Origin of the sequence: Streptomyces sp. NPDC048734 (assembly GCF_043198675.1) — a bacterium.
Lineage (GTDB): Bacteria > Actinomycetota > Actinomycetes > Streptomycetales > Streptomycetaceae > Streptomyces.
The window spans coordinates 100,206-122,489 of the sequence record NZ_JBICUZ010000015.1 but is presented as its reverse complement, the minus strand read 5'-3'; the positions used below and the strand labels follow the sequence as shown (position 1 = coordinate 122,489).

9 protein-coding genes and 1 pseudogene are annotated in these 22,284 nt (G+C 73.5%); 8 read left to right on the top strand and 2 right to left on the bottom strand.

Annotated features, from left to right (window positions below; translation table 11 throughout):
* Positions 1-6: 6 nt before the first annotated feature.
* Together ACGFQC_RS30195 and ACGFQC_RS30190 are read right to left on the bottom strand one after the other, a co-directional pair.
* Positions 7-3,921, bottom strand: a pseudogene (locus tag ACGFQC_RS30195) (type I polyketide synthase); the annotation flags it as partial.
* Positions 3,922-3,934: 13 nt separating this feature from the next.
* A complete protein-coding gene (locus ACGFQC_RS30190) occupies positions 3,935-10,672 on the bottom strand; it encodes a beta-ketoacyl synthase N-terminal-like domain-containing protein (RefSeq protein WP_363091543.1) in 6,738 nt (2,245 codons plus the stop codon).
* 268 nt (positions 10,673-10,940) lie between these two features.
* Here ACGFQC_RS30190 and ACGFQC_RS30185 point away from each other — a divergent pair, with 268 nt between their 5' ends.
* From ACGFQC_RS30185 to dpgB, 8 genes are all read left to right on the top strand, one after another.
* Positions 10,941-12,218 carry a tryptophan 7-halogenase gene (locus ACGFQC_RS30185; RefSeq protein WP_363091542.1) on the top strand — a complete coding sequence of 426 codons (1,278 nt, stop codon included), beginning with the start codon at positions 10,941-10,943 and terminating at the stop codon, positions 12,216-12,218.
* A gap of 35 nt (positions 12,219-12,253) precedes the next feature.
* Positions 12,254-13,933 carry a tryptophan 7-halogenase gene (locus tag ACGFQC_RS30180; RefSeq protein ID WP_363091541.1) on the top strand — a complete coding sequence of 560 codons (1,680 nt, stop codon included), beginning with the start codon at positions 12,254-12,256 and terminating at the stop codon, positions 13,931-13,933.
* A gap of 174 nt (positions 13,934-14,107) precedes the next feature.
* Complete coding sequence (locus ACGFQC_RS30175; protein ID WP_363091540.1) at positions 14,108-14,635, top strand: flavin reductase family protein; 528 nt, start codon at positions 14,108-14,110, stop codon at positions 14,633-14,635.
* Positions 14,636-14,662: 27 nt separating this feature from the next.
* Positions 14,663-15,322, top strand: coding sequence for an isochorismatase family protein (locus tag ACGFQC_RS30170; RefSeq protein ID WP_363091539.1), 660 nt, complete (start codon positions 14,663-14,665; stop codon positions 15,320-15,322).
* Positions 15,323-15,468: 146 nt separating this feature from the next.
* Positions 15,469-16,920 (top strand): MFS transporter, encoded by a 1,452-nt coding sequence (locus ACGFQC_RS30165; protein ID WP_363091538.1) that lies wholly within the window; start codon positions 15,469-15,471, stop codon positions 16,918-16,920.
* A gap of 479 nt (positions 16,921-17,399) precedes the next feature.
* Positions 17,400-20,192, top strand: a complete 2,793-nt coding sequence (locus tag ACGFQC_RS30160; protein ID WP_363091537.1) for an AAA family ATPase — start codon at positions 17,400-17,402, stop codon at positions 20,190-20,192.
* Positions 20,193-20,321: 129 nt separating this feature from the next.
* The gene (dpgA, locus tag ACGFQC_RS30155; protein WP_363091536.1) at positions 20,322-21,407 is read left to right on the top strand and encodes a 3,5-dihydroxyphenylacetyl-CoA synthase DpgA; all 1,086 of its coding nucleotides are present in this window, start codon (positions 20,322-20,324) and stop codon (positions 21,405-21,407) included.
* 155 nt (positions 21,408-21,562) lie between these two features.
* A complete protein-coding gene (gene dpgB, locus ACGFQC_RS30150; RefSeq protein WP_363091535.1) occupies positions 21,563-22,267 on the top strand; it encodes an enoyl-CoA-hydratase DpgB in 705 nt (234 codons plus the stop codon).
* Positions 22,268-22,284: the final 17 nt, after the last annotated feature.

Sequence of the window (22,284 nt, the reverse complement as noted above, 5' to 3'; positions counted from 1 at the left end):
CCCGTCTCACGAGCCGTCGCCGTGTCGGGACAGGGTCCGCAACCACCTCTCCACCGCTTCCGCGGTCGTCACGGAGTGCTCCTCCAGCATCGTGAAGTGATCCCCGCGCACCTCGGCGGCGTCATGGGGCAGGTGCCAGGAGGCGATCCGTGTTCCGTCGGCCCCGTACGGTGTGGCCGCGTGCACCAGCAGGGTGGGGGCGGCGATCGGTTCGGGCTTCCAGTCCCTGAAGAGCCGCGTGTACGCCCCCATCGCGGTCAGCCGGTGGTCGTCGATCGAGACGAGCCGGCTGTCGCGCTCCAGCATTCCGCCGACCATCAGCGCGTACCCGCGCGGGTCGCCCCCGCTCGCCGGGGTGTCGAGCAGCACGACGCCGTCGGGAGTCCTGCCCCCGCGCTCCAGAGCGGCCGCCACCTCGTGGGCCAGCCAGCCGCCGGCCGAGCGGCCGACGAGCAGCAGGGGGACCTCCCCCACCGCCTCGGTGATGGTCCTGGCGTGCGTCTCCGCCAGGACCTCCACCGAGTCCGGCAGCGGTTCGCCCGGGAGGAAGCCCGGGTGGACGAGGGCCGCCGCCCTCCAGGCGTCGCTGAAGCCGTCCGCGAAACGGACGTACACGTGCGTGCCGGCGATCGCGCTGAAGGAGGGCAGGCACACGACGGTCGGGCGGGCCGGTCCGCTGCCGAACCAGACCGGGGCGCGCCGGACGGCCGGGTCCGCGGGATCGGTGAAGGTCCTGCGCATCCGTGCGGCGGTTTCGGCGAGGGCGACGGCATCGTCGACGCGCCCCGCCGCGGCCGCCTCCCGGAACAGCTCCGTGAGCAGGCCGGCGTCACCGTGCTCACCGGACCGCCCCTCCCCCGTGGGCCGCCCGCGGGAGGCGTCCTCCAGGCGGGCGTCGACGAAGGCCGCGACCGAGGCCAGGTCCTCGCAGTCGAGGACGAGCGTGGCGGGCAGGCGAAGACCGAGCGCGCGGCTGAGCCGGTTGCGCAGCTCGATCGCGGTCAGCGAGTCGAAGCCCAGCTCCCGACGGGTGCGGTTCGCGGTGAGCGGCGTACCGGTGTGACCGAGGGTCCGCGAGGCCTCGGTCCGTACCAGCTCCGTCACGGCGGCCAGCCGCCCGGCCCCGGTCAGACCGGCGAACGGCCCGCCCGCCGGACCCGATCCGTCCGCTCCGCTCACGGCGGCCTCGCCGTCCCCGCGGTCGGGGGAGGGGACGGCCGGTGCCGGCGGCGTGGCGGGCGTGGTCGTGGGAAGGGGCTGGTCCTCGATCCAGTACGGCCGGTGCTGGAAGGGGTACGTGGGCAGGTCCACCAGCCTGCCGTGGGCGTCCGGCAGTCGGCTCCAGTCGACCGTGCCTCCGTCGACGTGCACGTGGGCCAGGGCCACGAGGAGCGATTCGGTCTCCGGGCGGTCGGCGCGCAGCGCGGCGGCGAAGACCTGGTCCTCGGCGTCGGGCACGATCCGCTGCGCGAGCGCGGTCAGGACGCCGCCCGGACCCACCTCCAGCCAGCGTACGGCGCCGGCTTCGCGGGCCCGTGCCACGGCGTCGGCGAAGCGCACCGGGCGGCGCACGTGCCGTACCCAGTACTCGGGGTCCACGACCTCGGGGGGCAGCCCGGCCACCGTGGGGGCGCGGAGTTCCAGCCCGGCCACGACGTCACGGAACTCCTCCAGCATCGGGTCCATCAGCGGCGAGTGAAAGGCGTGACTGACCGTCAGCCAGCTTGTCCGCAGGCCCTGTTCGCGCCACCCCTCCACCAGCTTGCGGACCGCGCTCTCCTCGCCGGAGAGCACGACGGACGTCGGACCGTTGACAGCGGCCAGGGCCACCCGGTCCTCCAGGCCGGCCAGGGACGCCGTGGCCTCGGCCTCGGAGACCTCCACGGCCGCCATGGCGCCACCGGGCGGCAACGCCTGCATCAGACGGCCCCGCGCCTCCACCAGGCGGCAGGCGTCCTCCAGGGACATCACGCCCGCCGCGTGGGCCGCGGCCACCTCGCCCACCGAGTGCCCGACCACGGCCCCGACGTCGACGCCCAGACCGCGGACCAGCCGGTACAGGGACACCTCCACCGCGAACAGGGCGACCTGCGCGTAGCGCGTCCGGTCCAGGAGCCCGTCCCGTGCCCCGCCGAGGACCACCTCCTTCAGGGGCAGTCCGGTGTGCTCCGCGACGGCGTCGAACGACTCCGCGAAAACGGGGTGGGCCTCGTACAGTTCCCGCCCCATGCCGGGGCGCTGGCTGCCCTGGCCGGAGAACAGCAGCGCGGTGCCGCCCGGCCGTGCCGCGCCGCTGATCTCGCGGGTGCCGGTGCCGTCCCGCAGGAGGACCGCCCGGTGCCGGAAGACCGAGCGCCGGGCGAGGGTGAAGCCCACGTCCACGGGGTCGGCCTTCGACCCCTCGACGTAGGTCCGCAGCCGCGCGATCTGGTCCCGCAGCGCGTCGGCGTCCCGCCCGGAGAGCGGCCAGGGCACCAAGGACGGTACGGCGTCCCGCGAAACGTCGCCGGTGGGGCCGGTGGGGCCGGTGGGGGTCCGCCGCCCGGGCTCCTCGGGCGGGGCCTCCAGGATCACATGGGCGTTCGTGCCGCTGATCCCGAACGAGGAAACCGCCGCCCGGCGCGGCCGGCCCGTCTCGGGCCAGCCGCGCCGGCTCGTCAGCAGCTCCACCGCTCCCGCCGACCAGTCGACGTGGGGTGTCGCCTCGTCCGCGTGCAGGGTCCGGGGCAGGACGCCGTGCCGCATCGCCTCGATCATCTTGATCACGCCGCCGACGCCGGCCGCGGCCTGCGTATGGCCCATGTTCGACTTCATCGACCCCAGGTGGAGAGGGTGGCCGGCGTCGCGTTCCCGGCCGTACGTGGCGAGGAGCGCCTGCGCCTCGATGGGGTCGCCGAGCTTCGTGCCGGTGCCGTGTCCCTCGACGACGTCGACGTCCCGCGCCGTGAGGCCCGCGTGGGCCAGGGCCTTGCGGATCACCCGCTGCTGGGACGGGCCGTTGGGGGCCGAGAGTCCGTTGGAGGCACCGTCCTGGTTCACCGCCGACCCGCGGAGGACCGCGAGCACCGGGTGACCGTTGCGCCGGGCGTCCGACAGCCGCTCGACGAGCAGCATTCCCGCGCCCTCGGCCCAGCCGGTGCCGTCGGCCCCGGCGCCGAACGCCCGGCACCGCCCGTCGGGTGAGAGGCCCCGCTGCCGGCTGAAGGACAGGAAGGCGCGCGGTGTCGCCATGACCGTCACTCCGCCGGCCAGCGCGAGGCCGCACTCGCCGGAGCGCAGCGCGTGCGCCGCCTGGTGCAGGGCGACCAGCGACGACGAGCACGCCGTGTCCACCGTCACCGCCGGCCCTTCGAAACCGAACGTGTACGAGATGCGGCCCGAGGCCACGCCTCCGGAGAGGCCGGTGACGAGGTAGGGCTCCAGGGCGTCCGGCACCGGCCCGGTCGCGTAGTCGTGGTGGACGACACCGGTGAACACGCCCGTGTCGCTGCCGCGCAGCGAGGCCGGGTCGATCCCGGCACGCTCGCAGGCCTCCCAGGCGGTCTCCAGGAGCAACCGCTGCTGCGGGTCCATCGCCCGCGCCTCACGGGGGGAGATCCCGAAGAACTCCGCGTCGAACAGGGCGGCGTCGTGCAGGAAGCCTCCCTCGCGGGCGTTGCATCTGCCGGGCCGGTCGGGATCGGGGTCGTAGATGCCGTCGATGTCCCAGCCCCGGTTCGTGGGGAATCCGGAGATGACGTCCCGCTCCTCCAGGACCAGCCGCCACAGGTCCTCGGGCGAACGCACGCCGCCGGGGTAGCGGCACGCCATGCCCACGACGGCGATCGGCTCACGGCTCGCCGCCGTGGCGCCCCTCAGCTGCCGACGGGTCTCGTGCAGCTCGGCGGTGACCTTCTTGAGGTAGGCGACCAGCTTCTCCTCGGTGCCCGTCACGTCAGGGTCCCTTCAGTTCGTCGTCGATGAGGTCGAAGAGCTGGTCGACCGTCGTGACCTCGGCGATCCGGTCGCCGAGCGAGGTCTCCTCCGCGCTCTCGGGTCGCCCCGGCGAGCCGTCGGTGAGCCGCGCGGCCAGGGCGTGCAGCCGTTCGACGAGCCGGTGGCGCGCGGTGGCGTCGGGGCGGTCCCGTTCGACGGAGGCCTCCAGCCTGGCCAGTTCGCCGAAGACCGTTCCCTCCGGTGCGCGGTCCGCGCCGCCTTCCCGGTCCAGGCCGAAGGCGGGGAGCAGGGTGAGCAGGTGGCGTGCGATGGCCGTCGACGTCGGGTGGTCGAAGGCCAGGGAGGCGGGCAGGTCGAGTCCGGTCCGTGCGCCCAGGCGGGTGCTCAGGTCCACGGCGGAGACGGAGTCGAGTCCGAGGTCGGTCATGCTGCGACGGGCCTCGATCTCGTGCGGGCCGTCGAAGCCGGCGACGGCGGCGACCTCCGCTCGCACCAGCTCGGTCAGCGCCCGTTCCCGCGGCTCCTCGGAAAGGCTCCCCAGATCGGCGCGGAGCCGTTCCGCGGCCGAGGGCTCGTCCGGCGGGACCACGGGGGCCGGCACCGGTGCCCGAGCGGGGAGGCCGGCGTCAGCCGGTCCGGAGGCGAGCCAGTACCGCCGGTGTTCGAAGGGGTAGACGGGCACGTCGACCAGGTGCGCGGGACGTCCGGCGAAGAAGCGCGGCCAGTCGACGGGGACACCGTGCACATGGGCCAGGGCCACCGCTTCGAGGAGCGAACGCACTTCGGACCGTCCGCGGCGCAGGCCTCCGCACAGCGCCAGTGCGGAGCCGGGCACGCAGTCGCCTGCCATGGTGGTGAGCGCGCGGTCGGGGCCGAGTTCGAGGAAGGCGGTGATCCCCTCACCGGGCAGGGCGCGTACGGCGTCCGCGAAACGGACGGTCTCCCGGACGTGGCCGACCCAGTAGTCGGGCGAGCAGAGCCGGGCCGTCTCGGCGGGCCGGCCGGTGAGGTCGGAGATCACGGGGATGGCGGGCGGCCGGTAGGTGACTCCCCGCGCCGCCGCCCCGAACTCCTCCAGCACGGGATCCATGAGCGGCGAGTGGAAGGCGTGGCTGACCCGCAGCGCGCTCACCCGGCGCCGCCGTGCCCGGAACGCCTCGCCGACGGCCCGTACCGCCCGCTCGTCGCCGGACACCACGACCGAGCGCGGGCCGTTCACCGCGGCGACGGCCGCGGTGGCGGGCGTGGCGGCGGGCGTGGTCGCGAGCACGGTGCGGACCTCGTCCTCGGTCGCCTCGATCGCGGTCATGGCGCCACCGGGCGGTAACGCGGCCATCAGCCGGCCGCGGGCCGCGACGAGCGAGGCGGCGTCCTGGAGGGACAGCACTCCGGCCGCGTGCACGGCGGCCAGCGCGCCGACGGAGTGCCCCGTGACGAGGTCGGGGACGACGCCCCAGGACTCGACGAGCCGGAAGAGGGCGCTCTCCAGGGCGAACAGTGCGGCCTGCGTGAAGTCGGTACGGTCGAGGAGCGCGGCCCCCGGTGTGCCCCCGGGAGCCCACATGACGTCGCGCAACGGCCGGTCGAGGTAGGGGTCGAGGGCGGCGCAGGCGGCGTCGAGCGCCTCGGCGAAGACGGGGTAGGCGGCGTACAGCTCCTTTCCCGTCCCCGGGCGTTGGCTGCCCTGGCCGGTGAACCCGATGGCCAGGGACGCTTCCGCGGACGGGCCGTTCGGCTCGACGCCGGTGTGCCGGCCGGCGGCGACGGCCGCGAGTCGGTGCTCCAGTTCCGCGGCGCCGTCCACGACGAACGCGGTGCGTCGGGGGAAGGCCGTGCGGGTGGTGGCCAGGGCGGCCGCGAGGTCGGGGACGTCGAGCTCCGGGTCGGCGCGGACCAGGTCCAGCAGGTGCTCGGCCCGGCGGCGCAGTGCGGGTCCGCTGCGGGCCGACAGCACGACCGGCACGGTGCCGGGGAGTGCGGGCGGGGCGGTGGCGGGCAGGGGATCGGGGGCCTGTTCCAGGATGAGGTGGGCGTTCGTGCCGCTGACGCCGAAGGAGGACACGGCGGCGCGGCGGCGGTCCGCGGTCCGGGGCCACGCGGTCCGTTCCTGCAGCAGGCGGACCGCGCCGGAGTCCCAGTCAACGGCCGGGGTCGGCTTGTCGACGTGCAGCGTGCGGGGCAGTTCGCCGTGCCGGAGGGCCTCCACCATCTTGATGACGGCGCCGACACCGGCGGCGGACTGGGCGTGGCCGATGTTGGACTTGAGCGAGCCGAGCAGCAGCGGGCGTTCCGGGTCCCGTTCCTGTCCGTAGGTGGCGAGGAGCGCGTTGGCCTCGATGGGGTCGCCGAGCACAGTCCCGGTGCCGTGTGCCTCGACGGCGTCCACGTCGGCGGGCGTGAGGCCGGCGTCGGCCAGGGCCCGGCGGATGACCTGCTGCTGGGCCGGTCCGCTGGGCGCGGTCAGGCCGTTGCTGGCGCCGTCCTGGTTGACCGCGCTGCCCCGGATCACGGCGAGCACGGGCCGGCCGGCGCGGCGTGCGTCGGACAGGCGTTCCAGGACGACCACGCCGACGCCTTCGGACCAGCCGGTGCCGTCGGCGTCCGCGGAGAAGGCCTTGCACCGGCCGTCGGGGGCGAGGCCGTGCTGGCGGCTGAACTCCACGAAGGTGCTCGGGGTGGCCATGACGGCGACGCCGCCGGCCAGGGCGAGCGAGCACTCACCGCGGCGCAGGGCCTGCGCGGCCAGGTGGATGGCGACGAGCGAGGAGGAGCAGGCGGTGTCGACCGTGAGGGCCGGGCCGTTGAGGCCCAGTGTGTAGGCGAGGCGCCCGGAGGCGACACTGCCCGCGGTGCCGGTGCCGAGAAGCCGTTCCAGGTCCTCGGGCAGGGGGCCGGGGTTCTCCGCGTAGTCGTGGAACATCAGTCCGACGTACACGCCGGTGTCCGTCTGCCGCAGGGCGGTCGGGTCGATGCCGGCGCGTTCGACCGCCTCCCAGCCGACCTCCAGAAGCAGTCGCTGCTGCGGGTCCATGGCGAGGGCCTCGCGTGGGCTGATGCCGAAGAACGCGGCGTCGAAGTCACCGGGCGCGTCGAGGAATCCGCCGGATCCGGTGACCGAGGTGCCGGGCTCCGTGCCGTCGCCGCGCAGCAGCCGCTCCAGGTCCCAGCCGCGGTCGGTGGGGAACGCGCCGACCGCGTCGCGGCCTTCGGCGACGAGCCGCCACAGGTCCTCGGGGGATGCGACGCCGCCGGGGTAGCGGCAGCTCATGCCGACGACGACCACGGGGTCGTGGTCGTCGTCGCGACGCGGGGGGCGCCGCCCGGTGGCCGCCTCCGGCCGGCGGCCGGACAGCTCGTGGTCCAGGGCGGCGGCCAGCGCGGCGGGGGTCGGGTGGTCGAAGGCGATCGTCACGGGCAGGCGCAGGCCGGTCCGCGCGGCCAGCCGGTCGCGCAGGGCGACGGCGGTGAGCGAGGTGAGCCCGAGGTGGGTGAAGGCGCGGCCGGTCTCGATCCGCCCCGGTTCGTCGAGTCCCAGTACCCGCGCCGCCTCCTCCCGTACAAGTTCGGTCATGGCCCGCTCCCGGCCCCTGGGGGACAGCCCGTCGAGCCGCTCCCGCATCCCGCTGTCGGCGGCCTGTCCGGCGCCGTCGGCGGGCGCGCGGAGCAGTCGGCGGAGCCGGGCGGCCCCGGCGGACCGCATCGTCCACGGGTCGGTGCGCATGACGAGGGCCCGGTGGCCGCCCGCCGTCGCCCGTCCGGCGTCGAAGGCGTCGGCCGCCTCCCTGGCGGTGAGCGGCGCGAGACCCGGCGGTGTGGGGTCGGGGGCGTCGCCGTCGGCGGTGACCGGGCCGAAGGCCAGGAAGGTGGCGTGGGGGGCGTCGTGGGCGAGCGCGGCGGCGTGGGCGGCGGCCGCCGCCACGGCCGGGGCGACGGGGTGGGTGCCGGGGTGGACGAGCGTGCCGCAGAGGATCAGGGCCGGGTGGCCGGTGCCGCGGGTCAGGGTGAGCAGCCGCTCCGCGGCCGCCGCGTCCGCCGGGGTCACCACCGGGTGGACGACCGTGTCGAGGGGGCGGGCCGGGCCGAGGGAGGTGAGCAGGGCGGCGGCCCCCTCCGGGGTGTCCGGCGTCTCGGCGCGTACCGTCACGGTGGCACCGAGCCGCGTCAGTTCGGCGGCCAGGGACTCGGCCGCCGCCGGGTCGGCGTCGGTGAGGGCGAGGTGGCGGAACCCGTGGTTCACCACGAGGTGGGCCGCGAGGACGTGTGCGAGGCGGGTGCCCGCACCCGTCACGAGGGCGGCGCCGCCCGGCCGCGGCGGGACCGCGGCGACCTCGGCCGACGCCCGTACACGCGTCAGCCGCGGCACGAGGACCTCGCCACCGCGGACGGCGAACTCCGTCTCCCCCGCGGGTGCTTCCAGGACGGTGCGCCAGGCGGCGGCGTACGCGTCCTCGGTCCGCTCCCCCGGTTCCAGGTCGACGAGGGTCGTCCGTCCGGCGCCACGGGCGAGCAGCCCGGCACGCGCGGCCGCGGCGGCCGGTTCCACCCGCTCGCCGGGGCGGCCGGCCACGGCGCCCCGGGTGAGGACGACGATCCGGGGCACGGCCTGCCCGCCCGGCTCCGGGGCGGGCAGCGCGGCGCGCACGTCGGCCTGCCCGCCCGCGTCCCGCGACGCCGCGGTCTCCTCGGCCGCGTCGGCCGCGTCGGCCGCGTCGGCCGCGTCGGCCGCGGCAGGCATCTCACCCCGTGCATCCGCTGCATCCGCGCCCGGCACCGCGAGCACCCCGGCCTCGTCCGGCACAGCAGGCACCTCACCCCGCACACCCCCGCCCGGCGCCGCGAGCGCCTCGACCGACGCGACCGCGTCCGCGTCCGGCGCGTCGGACACCACCAGGTAGCCGTCGAACGGTCCGGCGGCGCGGGCCGTCGCCGCGTCGGGGAAGGACTCGGTGACGCCGCCCGCCCGGCGCACGGCCTCCGCGAACACCGGTTCCGCCCCGGCGATGACGGCCCAGCGCGACGCCGGGCCGGCCGCCGTCTCCGGTGCCGCTGTCCCTCCTGCCGCCGTCGAGCCGCCGGGTTCTGCCGGTGCCGCCGTCGAGCCGCCGGATCCGGCCGGTGCCGGCTCGGGCTCCCACCGGGCCCATCGCGTGTGCCACAGGTGGTCGTGGTGGCTGGTGCCGACGCACCGCAGCCGCGCGGGAAGGTGCGGCAGTCCGCGGCGGCTGACCTTGCCGGAGGCGGTGAGCGGCAGGGCGGCGATCTCGTAGAGCTCCGCCGGAACCTTGAAGTAGCTGAGCCGCTCCCGGCAGGCCGCCAGTGCCTCGGTGGGTGACCACCCCTCCGCGGCGGGCACCACGTAACCGACGGGGACTTCGCCCAGTGCCTCGTCGGGGCGGCCCGTCACGGCCGCGTCCACGATGCCGGGGACCCCGCGCAGGACGTCCTCGATCTCGCCGGGCTGGATGTTCTCGCCGGCCCGGATGATCAGCTCCTTCACGCGGCCGGTGACGGCCAGGTGCCCTTCGGCGTCGCGCCGGGCCAGGTCGCCGGTGCGGTACCAGCCGTCGCGCAGCGCGGCCGAGGTCTCCTCCGGCCGGCCGTGGTACCCCAGCAGCAGGCTCGGACTCCGGACGAGAACCTCGCCCTCGTCACCGGCCCGTACGTCGAGGCCGGTGCGCGGGTCGACCAGGCGCAGCTCGCCGCCGGGCACCACCGTGCCGCAGGTGCCGGGCGGCCGCGGGGAGCCGGGGCGGCTGATGGTGATTGCACCGCAGGTCTCGGTGGAGCCGTAGGTGTTGACGAGCGGCGCCGCGAGCACCCGCTCGACGGCCGCGGCGAGCGCCGCGCCGGTCGCCGCCCCGGTGACCACGCAGACCCGCGGCTTCGGGACCGTCCGCCCGGTCTCCTCCGCCGCCTCCACCGCCTCGACCAGTTGGACGTACATGGACGGGACGCCGAGCAGCATGGTGAACGACTCGGCGCGCAGGGCGTCCAGCACGTCCCGGGCGCCGAAGCCGGGGAGGATGCGCGCGGTGGCGCCGGTGACGGTCACGCCCAGGACGCACAGGACGTGCGCGAGGCTGTGGAACAGCGGCAGCGGCCACAGCAGCCGGTCGTCGGGGCCGAGGCCGAGGACGCCGCGGTAGGAGGAGTGGACGGACCACAGGCAGGCCCGTTGGTGGGAGACCACCCCCTTGGCCGCACCGGTGGTGCCGGAGGTGTACAGGATCCAGGCCGGGTCGTCGAGGCCGAGGTCGTCCCGGGGTCCCCGGGCCGGCTCGCTCCCGGCGAGCCGCTCGAAGGCCAGGATGCCGGCACCGCGGGCGTCGCCGTGCGCGAGGACGACGAGCATCCCCTCGCGTGTCGCCCTCATGCGCTCGACCTGCTCCAGGTGGGTGCCGTCGGTGATGACGAGGCGGGCCCCGCTGTCGTCGAGCTGATGGGCCAGTTCGGCGTCCGAGGACTGGGGGTTGACCGGTACGCCCACGGCTGCGGCGCGGGTGATCGCGAGGTAACTCTCCACGGTCGTGACGCTGTTGCCGAGCAGGATCGCGACCCGGTCGCCGCGCTCCACCCCGGAGCCGGCCAGGTGGCCGGCGAGCCGCCCCGTACGCTCGGCGAGCTGCGCGTAGGTGACCTCGCGTTCCTCGTCGGCGAACGCGACCTTGTCCGGGCGGTCGAGCGCGTGGCCGCGCAGAACTTCGGAAAGTGGCCGGATGTCTTCGACTTGCGTCACTCGTACGCTCCTGCCTGCTTGAACTTGCTCATACCTCCGCCGTGGCCGGCGAGCACACCTTGCGTAACGCTAGGAAGTTCGGGACAGAAAATACAACCCCTATTTCGCCCCCTGATTCAGCATGCTTTCCGCATTCCACAAGGATTCGTCCAGAGGCTGTGCAGAAGGCATTCAGCCCGCTTCCCCGAACCTGGCTGGGTCCAGCCAACGCAGTGCTGCGGATGCCCGCTCGGCGGGATGTGGCACGTCCGAATCGGGAAGGTCGAGCATGCCGTCCACTCTCACTGGCATACCCACTGAATTCGATGTCGTCGTTATCGGAGGTGGGCCGGCCGGCGCCACCACAGGCGGACTTCTCGCGAAGCGCGGACACAAGGTACTGATTCTCGACCGAGAGCGTTTTCCGCGTTACCACGTCGGCGAATCGCTTATTCCGGTCGTGATGGCCCCCATGGAGGAAATGGGGCTGACCGAGCGGCTGGAGCAGCGCGGGTTCGAGCGCAAGAACGGCGGAACGTTCGTCTGGGGAAGCGAGCAGGCGGCCTGGGACTTCTCCTTCGTCGACGGCGGCGACTACACGTTCGCGTACCACACCCGGCGCGCCGACCTGGACTCGGTGATCCTGGACGGGGCGCGGGAACTGGGGGCGTACGTCGTCGAGGACGCCACGGTGAAGGAGCCCGTCGAGGAGGACGGCCGGGTCACGGGCGTCCGCTTCACCGTGCGCGGCGGCAAGGAGACCTACGAGGTCCGGTCCGCCATGGTGGTGGACGCCTCGGGGCAGGCGCGGGTCCTCACCCGCAAGTACTCGGAGATCCACTGGCACGACAAGCTCCGCAACGTCGCCGTGTGGACGTACTTCGACAACTGCGAGCGGCTGCCCGGCGACCAGTACACCAACATCCTGATCGAGGGCATCGAGAACGGCTGGTTCTGGGGGATCCCGCTCGACAAGGGGACGGTCAGCGTCGGTTTCGTGACGCCGAGCACGGTCGCCGGCGAGAGCGACCAGGGCCTCGAACAGCTCTTCCGCGACGAGGTCGAGAAGACGACGAAGCTCAGGCACATGCTGCGGGACGCGCGCCAGTCCGCCGGTTTCCGCAGTGCCCGGGACTGGTCGTACACGAACCAGACCGTCTACGGGAAGGGCTGGGCCGCCGTCGGTGACTCGGCCGCGTTCGTCGACCCGCTGATCTCCACCGGTGTCGCGCTGGCGACGACCGCCGGCAGCATCCTGTCCCGGGTCGTCGACAAGGTCCTGCAGTACCCGGAGATCGAGGATGTGGCGCTCAAGCGCTACGCCACCGCCTACCTGAGCTTCTTCAACGAGGTCCGGTCCTTCGTGGAGCGCTTCTACGACCGGTCGCTGAAGAAGGAGGACTACCACAAGCTGGCCCAGTCGATCATCGACCCGGAGGGGAGGAACACCCCGGCGAACGACTTCGTCACCCTCCTGGCCGGCCTGCGCGGCAAGCACCTCGCACTGGACATCACCGTCGACGACCTCGTCCCGGAGACCCGGTCCCCCGTCACCGCCGAGAAGTGAACCGACCGGCCGAACGCCGAAGAAGGGAAGAACTGGTGCACGGCAAGAACTCCGCCTCCGCGGCGACAGACCGGTACGACGTGGTGATCCTCGGCAGTGGCATGGCCGGGGGCATGCTGGGCGCGGTGCTCGCCCGCAACGGGGTGAAGACCCTCCTCCTCGACGCGGGCACCCACCCGCGCTTCGCGGTGGGCGAGTCGACCATCCCGTACACCTCGGGCATGGCGCGGCTCATCGCGAAGCGGTACGACGTGCCCGAGCTGAAGGCCCTGTCGAACTACAAGGGGACCATCGAGGAGATCTCCCCCAACTGCGGCCAGAAGCAGAACTTCGGCTTCGTCTACCACCGCGAGGGCCGGCGGCAGGATCCGCAGGAGATCAACCAGTTGGTGGTCCCGATCGACCTGCGCACCGAGACCCACCTGTTCCGCCAGGACGTCGACGCGCACCTGTTCCACGTCGCGCTCACCTACGGCGCCGACGCGCGACTGGCGACCCGGGTCACCGAGATCGACATCGACCCGGACGAGGGCGCGGTCCTGCGCACCGAGCACGGCGAGGAGTTCCGCGCCTCGTACGTGGTCGACGGCAGCGGGTTCCGCTCGCCCCTCGCGGAGAAGTTCGACCTGCGCGAGACGCCCACGCGGGCCCGGACCCACTCGCGCTGTCTCTTCACGCACATGATCGGGGTGAAACCGTTCGACGACTCGCCCACCGCGCAGCAGCACGACCAGCCGAGCCCGTGGCACCACGGCACGCTGCACCACGTCTTCGACGGCGGCTGGCTCTGGGTGATCCCGTTCGACAACCACGACGCGGCCCGCAACCCGCTGTGCAGCGTCGGTCTCACCCTGGACCCGCGGAAGTACCCGAAGGGCGACACCCCGCCGGAGCAGGAGTTCCAGGACTTCCTCGCACGGTTCCCGGAGATCGCCTGGCAGTTCGAGGGGGCGAAGACGGTCCGCCCGTGGGTCTCCACCGGCCGGCTCCAGTACTCGGCCAAGACGGTCGTCGGCGACCGCTACTGCCTGACGTCCCACGCCGCCGGGTTCATCGACGCGCTGTACTCGCGCGGCCTGGCGAACACGCTGGAGCTCGTCAACGCGCTGGGCTGGCGGCTCATCGCCGCCTCCCGCGACGGCGACTGGTCCAAGGAGCGGTTCGCGCACGTGGAGGCCCTCCAGCAGGGACTGTTCGACTTCCACGACGACCTGGTCTACAGCTCGTTCGTCGGCTTCGGTCACTACGAACTGTGGAACGCCGTCAACCGGACCTGGATGCTCGGGACGATGAGCGGCAACATGATGGTCGAGGACGCCTACTACCGGTTCAGCGAGACCGGCGACCCCGACGTCTTCCTGGAGGCCGAACGGTCCGGGAACCCGGGGTCCCCCCTTCCGATCAGCGAGACCTACGTCCGCATGGGCGAGCTGACCCGTGAACTGTGCGAGGCGGTCGAGGCCGGGACCGTCGAGCCGGGCGTCGCCGCCGCGCGCATCCACGAGTACATCCAGAAGGAAGTGGACTTCATCGCGCACGCCGACAGGTTCGGACTGCCGGAGAACCGCTGCTTCAACATGACGCGGGAGCGGATGGAGGCGGCCGAGGAGTGGTCGCGCACCCAGGCACCGCCGGAGATCGGCAGGCGCATGCTCAACGCCGCCCGGGGCATGGCGCTCGCCAAGGACGCGGAGGCGGGGACCGGGCACTACTGATCCCGGCCCGCCGAGGGGGACTTCCGGCCCACCCCGGGCGCCTCCCCCGCCGGACGGTCTCGTGGACCGCCCCCCGCTCCACGAGGCCGTCCGGCGGCCGGATCCGTACGGCGAATCGGTGTGGCCAGGGCCCGCCCTGTCCGCACCCCCGTGAACCGAGGCGAGTGAGGACTCATGTCGCACCAACGGTACGAAGCCGATCCGCGCCGGCTGTTCGCCGGATTCCCCACGGGTGTCTCGGTCGTGACGGCACAGACCCCGGACGGTACTCCCTGGGGGATGACGTGCACGTCATTGTGCAGCGTCGCCCTCGACCCGCCCACCCTGCTCGTCTGCCTGCGGGCCGGCAGTCCCACCCTCGGCGCGGTGCGGGACAGCGGGGCGCTGTCGGTGAACCTGCTGCACCAGCACGCCCGGCCCACCGCCGAGCTGTTCGGCTCGGGGGCCGCGGACCGGTTCGACCGGGTGCCGTGGGTGCCGGCCCGGCAGGGCGGCCCCCATCTGACCGAGGCCGCGCACACGATCGCCGACTGCGCGGTCACCGCCGAACAGGCCGTCGGCGACCACACGGTGGTGATGGCCCGCGTCACGCTGGTCACCTCCCTGCGCCGGCCGCTGCCGCTGCTGTACGGCATGCGCCGGTACGGGTCCTGGGCGGAGGACGTGGAGAACGCCCTCCTGTCCTACGACTTCATCTCCTGACGACCGCGGCGGAGGGAACGGCGGACCATGGACGCCCTCGTGATCGATCCGTATCCGATGCCCGGTCCGGACCACCTCGTCGAGAGCAGGGTCGCCTGGACCGTGGACCCCGAGCGGTCCGTTCTGCTCGTCCTGAACATGCAGGGCTTCTTCCTACGGCCGTACACCCGCGGCACGCAGCCGCTCGACGCCCTGCTGGCCAACTGCTCGGCCCTGCTCCGGGCCTGCCGCAGGCTGCGCGTGCCGGTCGTCCACACCGTCCAGCCCGGCACCCAGGCGCCGGGTGAGCGCGGTCTGCTCACGGACTTCTGGGGCAAGGGCCTCGACGACGTCCTGGAGGACGCGGCCATCGTGGGCGAGCTCGCCCCGGACGCGAGCGGCGCCGTGCTGCCCGCCTGGCGCTACAGCGCCTTCTTCGGCTCGGGCCTGGCACGGCACCTGCGGGAGCTGGGCCGCGACCAGCTCGTGATCTGCGGCGTGTACGCGCACCTGAGCGGTGTCACCACGGCGGTGGACGCGTTCAGCCACAACCTGGAGGTCTTCCTCGCGGCCGACGCGGTCGCAGACTTCAGCGCCCGCCGGCACCGGGCCGCGCTCGACTGGGCGGCGAGCTGCTGCGCGGCCGTGAAGCCCACCGCGCGGCTCACGGCGGAGCTGCTTCACGCCTCCCCCGCGCACGGGGGATGAGGCCCCGTCCCGGCGGCGTCCGCGAAGCAGGTGAGGCCCCTGCGTCCTCGCTCGACAAGGCCATTTCACGGGGCTACTATTTTTACATGTACAAAAACTCGGCACGAGAGGAACGGGCCGTAAGCCCCGGAGGGGTCCTGTGGACCGTGTCCATCGCCCAGCTCATGGTCTCGCTCGACGTCTCGGTGGTGAATGTCGCTCTGCCGTCGATGCGGACGGCACTCGGCTTCGACGAGTCGGGACTGTCCTGGGTGGTCAACGCCTACACCCTCACCTTCGGCGGACTGCTGCTCCTGGGCGGACGGGCCGCTGACAGGTTCGGCCGCAGGCCACTGCTCCTGATCGGTCTCGCGCTCTTCGGCGTCACCTCGCTCCTGGGCGGTCTCGCACAGGGTCCGGGCCAGCTGATCGCCGCGCGTGCCGTGCAGGGCGTGGGAGCGGCGCTGATCGCCCCGGCCGCGCTCGCGGTCCTGACGACGAGCTTCCCGGCCGGGCCGCGGCGCGGCCGGGCCCTCGGCGTGTACAGCGCCGTCACGGCCGGCGGGGCCGCGGTCGGCGTGGTGGTGGGCGGTCTGCTCACGGAGTACATCAACTGGCGCTGGGTCATGCTGGTGAACGTCCCGATGGCGCTCATCGGCATGTGGCTCGCGCGCCGCCACGTGGCGGCGGCCGGTGCGGGCGACACCGCGCGCAAGCTCGACGTGGTCGGCGCGGTCCTGGCCACCCTGGGCACGTCGCTGCTGGTCTTCATCCTGGTCAGGACCGAGACCGAGCCGTGGGGATCGACGAGCACGATCAGCGGTCTGATCGCCTCGGCGGTGCTGCTGACCGGATTCTTCGTCTACGAGGGCACCGCCGCCCGGGAACCGCTGCTGCGGCTGCGCATGCTCACCAACCGCTCGGTGGCGGGCGCGAACCTCTACATGATGATGGTCTCCATCACGATCTTCACGTCCTTCTACTTCGTCTCCCTCTACCTCCAGCAGGTCCTCGGATTCGGCGCGCTGAGCGCCGGCCTGGCGTTCCTGCCGTTCTGCCTCGGGCTCGTGGCGGGGTCGCTGTACGCGGTGAAGCTGCTCGCCCGGTTCTCGGCCCGGCAGCTGCTCATCGTGGGCGGGATCGTCGGCGCCGCCGGGATGTACTGGTTCAGCCTGATCAGGCCCACCGGTACCTTCCCGGTCGACGTCCTCGGGCCGTCCCTGCTGACCAGCTTCGGCATCGGGCCGCTCCTCGTCCCGATCGCCAACGCGGCGACCGCCGGGGTCGCCCCGAACGAGGCCGGCATGGCATCGGGCCTGCTCAACAGCGCGCGCCAGCTCGGCGGCAGCATCGGCCTGGCCGCGATGAGCACGGTCGCGGCCGCCGCCACGTCCCACGCCCCCGCGTCGGACTCCGTCCGGTCGCGGCTCACCGACGGGTACGGCAGGGTGTTCGCGTCCAACAGCGGCCTGCTGATCTTCGCCGTCCTCGTCGCGGTGTTCCTCCTCCCCCGCATGAGCCCGGCCCCCGTGCCGGGTCCGGCGGCCCGCGGGGAAGCCGGACCCGGTCCCCGTCCCGCGCTGCGGAGGGAGGAGGGGACTCCGGCGGAACGGGGCTGATGCCGTCGACCTCCCCCACCACCCCGACCGGCCGCGCACGGGAACTCCCGCGCGGCCGGTCCTTCGTGTACACGGCTCCCCATGTGCACGAGGCCCTCATGTGTACGACGCCCTCATGTGTACGGCTTCTGTACGGCCTCGCCATGTACACGGCCTCGCCCATGCTCCCGCCCCCGCCGATCCCGCGCTCCTGCACACCACCCCTCTCGCACCCCGCCGGTCCCCGCATCGCACGCTCCCGCACACGGCCGGTCCCGCACCCCGCGCCCCACACGCTCCCGCGCCCCGCACACGGCCGGGCCCGCACCCCGCGCGCTCCCGTACACCACCCCTCTCGCACCCTGCCGGTCCCCGCATCGCACGCTCCCGCACACGGCCGGTCCCGCACCCCGCGCCGACCGCGGGGAGAGAACGTCCAGCACTCCTTCAGAGCGCTCCGCGCAGACTGGAGCCGTCACGGCCCGAGGAGGTGCACACGGATGGTGCTGGTCGAACGGGAGCCCCAACTCGCTGAGCTGTCGGCCCTGTTGGAGAACTGCCTGCGCGGAGCCGGCGGTGTCGTCGTCCTCCGGGGGCCGGTGGCCGTCGGCAAGACCGAGCTGCTGCACACCTTCGCGGAGCGGGTGGCGGGTGCCCGGGTGCGCTTCCTCGGCGCCGCCGCCTCGCCGGCGGAACGGCAGCTGCCCTTCGGCCTGCTCAGCCAGCTCCTGCACGGCGCCGACGCCGGAGACGCCCGGCGGGCCGAAGCCGTCATCGGCGGCGGGGCCCGTACGGACGGCACGGTCGGACCCGAGGTCCTGGAGGGCGTCTCCCGGATCTTCCTCGACATGAGCGCCGGGGAGCCCCTGCTCATCGGGGTCGACGACGTCTACCACGCGGACGCCGATTCGCTGCGGTGCCTGCTCTTCCTCGCCCGGCGGCTGCGCCGGGCGCGCATCATGCTGGTCCTCGCCGACCAGGACCGCTCCGGCTCCCGGTACGCGGATCCGCGTACCGAACTGTCGCGTCATCCGTACTGCGCGCAGATCCGGCTCGCCCCGCTCACCTGCGACGGTGTCGCGGCACTGCTCGCGCACGACCTCGACGCGCACGTGGCGCACAGTCTCGCGGCGGGCGCGTTCGCCGTCACGGGCGGCAATCCCCTGCTGGTGAGGGCCCTGGCCGAGGACTGGGAGGCGTCCACCCGGTCGGCGGGCACGGAGCCGCCCGCCGGTCTGGTGGTGGGTGACCGCTTCGCCGAACGGGTGGTGAGCTGCCTCCACCGTCTCGAACCGGACGCGCTCGCCGTGGCCCGGGCCGTCGCCGTGGTCGGTGAGACCCACCGTGCCGAGTTCATCGCCCGGCTCTGCGGAGTCGGCGCGATCGAGGCCCGCGCCCTGGTCGAACTGCTCGACGGGTCGGGCCTGCTGCACCGGGGCCGCTACCGGCACCGGGCCGCCCGGGAAGCCGTCCTCAGGGACTTCGGAGCGCCCGGGCGCATCGCGTGGCACCGGCGCGCCGCCGCGATGCTGCACGCCGAGGGCGGTCGTTCCACCTCGATCGCCCACCAGCTGATCGCCGCCGGGGAGACCCGCGAACCGTGGGCGCCGGCCGTGCTCCGGGAGTCCGCCGCCAGCGCCACCGCCAGCGGCGAGGTCGACTTCGCCCTCGACTGCCTCGAACTGGCCCACTCCCTCGCCGACGACGAGCAGCAGCGCGCCGTGAGCCGTGCGGTGCTCGCCGAGACCGAGTGGCGCATCGAGCCCGCGCGCGTGACCCGCCATCTCGGCCAGCTGGGGGAGGCGGTGAACCGGGGTCTGCTGACGGGGCGCCGGTCCCTGGCCGTGTTCGAGTACCTCCTGTGGCACGGCCGGGTGGACGAGGCGGCCACCGTCCTCGACCGGCTCGCCGCGACGGCGACCGGGCCGCAGGCGGCGGAGCTGGATGCCGTGCGCGCCTGTCTGGAACTCTGCTATCCCGCCCAGCGCCGCCGCGCGGGCACTCGTGCCGGTGTGCCGGCCCCCGCGCCCGTCGAGCCGCGCGTCACCTCCTCCCTCGTCGGCACCGTGCTCACGGCGTTGCGGGGCGATGTGACGGTGCCGGGCGACCACCTCTGGCAGGATCTGCGGACCGACGAACCGCTCTCCCGCCTCTGCCTGGGCCTGCTCGCGCTGGCCGGGCCCGAGCGCCTGGCGACGGTGGCGCCGTGGTGCCTGCCGATGCTCGCGGACGCGGCGGGTCACGACGGCCCGCGATGGCAGGGCCTGGTCACCGCGGCGCGCGCCGACGCGGCGCTGCTGCGGGGTGACCTGCGGGCAGCCGCCGAGTTCGGGGCCGCGGCCCTGGACAGGACCTCCGGGGCGAGTTGGGGTGTGCTGGCCGGCGCACCCCTCGCCTGTCTGGTCACCACCGCGGTGGAGACCGGACGTGACGAGGACGCCGCCGCGTATCTGAACATGCCGGGGCCGGCCGCGATGCTCGAGACGCCGTTCGGCCTGCGGTACCTGCGGGCGCGCGGGCAGTACCACCTGGCGGTCGGCCGGCCCTACGCGGCACTGAGCGACTTCAGGACCTGCGGCCGCCTCCTGCGCGACTGGGAGGCCGACGGCCCCCGGCAGGTGCCGTGGCGGATCGACGCCGCCCAGGCCCTGGTGCGCCTCGACCGCCGGGACGAGGCGCGCACCCTCCTGGAGGAGCAGCTCGACGGCCTTCCCGTCGACGACGGGCGCACCCTCGGCCGGGCGCTGCGGCAGCTGGCCGCGACACTCCCGCCGCACGAGCGGCCACCGCTGCTCAGCGACGCCGCGGAGGCCTCGCGGGCGGTCGGTGACCAGGTGGAGTACGCCCACGCCCTCGCCGACCTCGGCGGCGCCCACGCCGCGACCGGCGACTCACGGCGGGCCAGGCCGACCCTGCGCCGGGCGTGGCGGGCGGCGCGGGAGTGCCACGCGGAGCGCCTCGCCCGGTCCCTGCAGCCGGGTCTCGCGGGGGTGCCGCCGGCCGGGGCCGCTTCCGGGGGCCCCCGCCTCGACGGCGACGGTGCGGCGGAACTCAGCGCGGCCGAACGCCGGGTGGGGGGTCTGGCCGCGCAGGGGTGCAGCAACCGGCAGATAGCGCAGCGGCTGTGCATCACCGTGAGTACCGTCGAGCAGCATCTGACCCAGGTCTACCGAAAACTCCGGGTGCGCAGCCGCACGGATCTTCCGGCTTTCCTGGAGAAATCGGAAAACACCCGGAAGGCCGACCCCTTACTCGCCGAATCCTCTTCGGATTCGTCCCCCTATTCCCCCTAGAGGGTCCGGTGACTGCCTTCACACAAAGAGGGGTGTCCGCAATACCGAACGTTTCGACTAGATTGAACACGCGACTCTTTCACAGGGCATCGAGAGCCTTTCCACCGACATGATCGAGGGGCAGCCAGAATGATACTCAGTGAAAAAACGACGCCTTGGGCGGAGACGCGGACCGGACCGACCGTTCTCGGCGTCGGGACCGCGACCCCGGATTCCTCCTATTCCCAACGGGATCTCCTGGACATGTACGAGATCCGGGACGAACGGATCCGTTCGGTGTTCCTCAACAGCGCGATAGAGCGGCGTTTCCTGAACGTTCCGCCGTACGGTGAGGACGGCCGGCCGCGGAGGGAGACCCAGGGTGAACTGCTCGCCAAGCACAAGGCCCGCGGCACCGAGATGGGCGCCCGTGCGCTCCAGTCCTGCCTCAAGAGCATCGAGGCCGCGGTCAGCGACATCGGTCATCTGGTCTGCGTGACCTCGACGGGTCTGCTGACGCCGGGCTTCAGTGCCCTGCTCATCCGGGAGTTGGGCATCCCCACCGACTGCAGCCGTCTCGACATCGTCGGCATGGGCTGCAATGCCGGCCTCAACGCCCTCAACGCGACCACCGGCTGGGCGTCGGCCAACCCGGGGAGGATCGCCGTGATGGTGTGCGTCGAGGTGTGCTCGGCGGCGTACGTCTTCGACGGCACCATGCGCACCTCCGTCGTCAACAGCCTGTTCGGTGACGGCTCCGCGGCGATCGCCGTCTCGCACGACCCGGGCAGGACCGGCCCGCAGGTCCTGAAGTACGCCAGCCGCATCGTCCCCGACGCCGTCGACGCCATGCGCTACGACTGGGACGAGGAGCAGGGCCGGTTCAGCTTCTACCTGGACCGCGAGGTGCCGTACGTGGTCGGCGCGCACGCCGAGGGCGTCGTCTCGGACCTGCTCAGCGGGACGGGGTTGCGGCGCAGTCAGATCGCGCACTGGCTGGTGCACTCCGGAGGCAAGAAGGTCATCGACTCGGTGTCGGTCAACCTCGGCCTCACCCGGCACGACGTACGGCACACGACGGACGTGCTGCGCGACTACGGAAACCTCTCCAGCGGCTCCTTCCTGTTCTCGTACGAGCAGCAGCTGCGGGAAGGCGTGACGCGCCCCGGCGACTACGGCGTCCTCATGACGATGGGCCCCGGTTCGACCCTCGAGACGGCGCTCGTCCGCTACTGAACGGCTGCCGCGCCGCACCTCTTCCCGTCCCTCCCGCCGCCCTCCCGTCCCTCCCGCCGCTCTTCCCTCCGTTCCCTCCCACCCCTTCCTTCCCCGCCTCTCCCGCCTCTCCCGCCTTCCCTCTTCTTCTCACACCGACGATCGGGACTTCAGACATGTCTTCCTCGGACCTCGCACAGGCCCCGTCCCCCCACACCCTCGACATAGTCGGCACGCGCCCGCTGTGCCCCCTGCTGGTCGCCGACGTCAACGCGTTCTGCGACCGGCTGGAGGACGCGGGCGGTGCGACGAGCGCCGTGATCCGGCTGTCCGGCACGGGCCCGGCGAAGAACTGGCCCGGCGATGTCGGCATCGATGTGGTGAGCCGCTGGGAGAAGGCCCTGCGGCGGCTCGAACAGGGCAGGTTCGCCAAGATCGTGACCGTCGAGGGCGTGTGCAGCGGCCCCGCCCTCGACGTCCTCCTGACCGCCGACCACCGGATCGGCGCGCCGGGGCTGCGCATCGCCGTGCCGGTGAACAACGACGGCGTCTGGGCGGGCATGGCCCTGCACCGCCTCACCAACCAGCTCGGCGGTCTCCACGCCCGCCGGCTCGTCCTGTTCGGGGCCGAGCTGTCCGAGCAGCGGGCCCTGGCCGTGGGACTGATCGACCAGACCGCCAGGAACCCGGCCGCCGTCGCCGCACGGCTGGCGGAGCGCTTCGCCCGGCTGGACCCCGCCGAGCTGGCGATCCGCCGACAGCTCGTCATCGAGGCCGGCGCGACCGCCTTCGAGGAGGCGCTGGGCAAGCATCTCGCCGCCTGCGACCGGACGTTGCGCCGGGCCAGGGACGAGTTCGCGGGCGCCCGCGGCAACGCGTGATGAGCGGCGTGGAAGGA

Bases quoted from the DNA above. Each gene is read 5' to 3' on its own strand.
- ACGFQC_RS30185 (WP_363091542.1), top strand. From the start codon at position 10,941: ATGCCGTCCACTCTCACTGGCATACCCACTGAATTCGATGTCGTCGTT.
- ACGFQC_RS30175 (WP_363091540.1), top strand. From the start codon at position 14,108: ATGTCGCACCAACGGTACGAAGCCGATCCGCGCCGGCTGTTCGCCGGA.
- ACGFQC_RS30170 (WP_363091539.1), top strand. From the start codon at position 14,663: ATGGACGCCCTCGTGATCGATCCGTATCCGATGCCCGGTCCGGACCAC.
- ACGFQC_RS30160 (WP_363091537.1), top strand. From the start codon at position 17,400: ATGGTGCTGGTCGAACGGGAGCCCCAACTCGCTGAGCTGTCGGCCCTG.
- dpgA (WP_363091536.1), top strand. From the start codon at position 20,322: ATGATACTCAGTGAAAAAACGACGCCTTGGGCGGAGACGCGGACCGGA.
- dpgB (WP_363091535.1), top strand. From the start codon at position 21,563: ATGTCTTCCTCGGACCTCGCACAGGCCCCGTCCCCCCACACCCTCGAC.